The sequence below is a fragment of the Rhodococcus sp. FW305-130 genome, from assembly GCF_058788335.1.
Window position 1 is genome coordinate 1 of the sequence record NZ_JBYTAP010000024.1, and the last position, 1569, is coordinate 1569.

The 1569-nt window shown below is 62.5% G+C and carries 1 protein-coding gene; it reads left to right on the forward strand.

Annotation, left to right across the window (positions count from 1 at the left end; genetic code table 11):
• A partial coding sequence (locus tag AC3WQS_RS31310) for a condensation domain-containing protein (RefSeq protein WP_492713590.1) occupies nucleotides 1–1569 on the forward strand: 1569 nt, incomplete at both ends.

Below are 1569 nucleotides of genomic sequence, written 5' to 3' on the forward strand. Positions count from 1 at the left end.
CGTGCGGCGTTGACTGCGCAGGTGCGTCCGGCGCAGGTGCCGTTGTCGTTTGCGCAGCAGCGCATGTGGTTCCTCAATCGATTCGACACGGCATCGGCTGTCAACAATGTCCCTGTTGCCGTTCGGCTCACGGGTGCGCTCGATCTGGCCGCCCTGAATTCGGCAGTTCACGATGTTATCGGTCGCCACGAGGTTCTGCGCACGGTCTACCCCGAGGTCGACGGAATCGGCTACCAGAAGATCCTCTCGGCTGGAGATGTCTCGATCGATCTCGGTGCAGAACGCGTCACCGACGACCGAATCCAGGCGGAGCTGTATTCGTTCTTCGCCCAGGGCTTCGATGTCACCGTCGAGGTTCCGTTGCGCGCCAAGCTGTTCCAGGTCGCCGATGATGACTTCGTGTTGTCGTTCGTGGTGCATCACATCTCGACCGACGGCTTCTCGATGAGCCCGTTGACCCGGGACGTGATGACCGCGTACTTCGCCCGCTCACAGGGGCAGACCCCGACGTGGGCGCCGTTGCCGGTGCAGTATGCCGACTACGCACTGTGGCAGCGTGAGGTTCTCGGGTTCGAGGACGATCCGCAGTCAATCATCGCGCAGCAGATCAACTACTGGTCCGATGCCCTGGCCGACTTGCCCGAGCAGCTGGACCTTCCCAGTGATCGCACCCGCCCCGAGATCGCAACGGGACAAGGAGCGAACCACACCTTCACCATCGACGCGCAACTGTGGGCCGATGTGGAAGCAACAGGTCAGGCGGCGGGCGCAACGCCGTTCATGGTCGTCCACTCTGCGCTGGCCGTGCTGCTGGCACGGTTGTCCGCGACAACCGACATCGCAATCGGCGCTCCTGTCGCCGGTCGCGGTGAAGCGCAGCTCGACGATCTGATCGGCATGTTCGTCAACACTTTGGTGCTGCGCACCGAGGTTGATCCGTCGATGTCGTTCACGGATCTGTTGGCTTCTGCGCGTGAAGTGGATCTGCAGGCGTTTGCCCACGCTGACGTGCCGTTCGAGCGGATCGTCGAAGCGCTCGATCCGGTGCGTTCGCAGGCACACCACCCGCTGTTCCAGGTGGCATTGACCTTCCAGAACCTTGGCCAGAGTGCTCTCGAACTGCCCGGACTCACCGCCGCTGCTGTGGAATTCGACGCAGCACTGGCCAAGTTCGATCTGCAATTCACTCTTGAAGACGCCGCTGACGCCGGTATGTCCGGCACCCTGACCTACGCGACGGATCTGTTCGACGCGGCGACAGCGGCCGAGTTCGCTGATCGCTTCGTGTCCGTCCTCCGTGGCGTTGTCGCGAATCCGGCCGCTGCTGTTGGCGACGTGGATGTTCTGACCGCCGGTGAGTTGGATCGCGTTCTGTCATGGAGCGACACGGGTGTCGACAGTGGTGTGGAGTCGACGTTGTCGGCGTGGTTCGATGATGCTGCTGCGCGGTTTGGTGATCGGACCGCGGTGCGGTTCGGTGGCGAGTCGTTGACGTATGCGGAGTTGTCGGTTCGGTCGAATCGGTTGGCGCGCAGGTTGATTGCTCAGGGTTGTGGTCCGGAGTCGTTG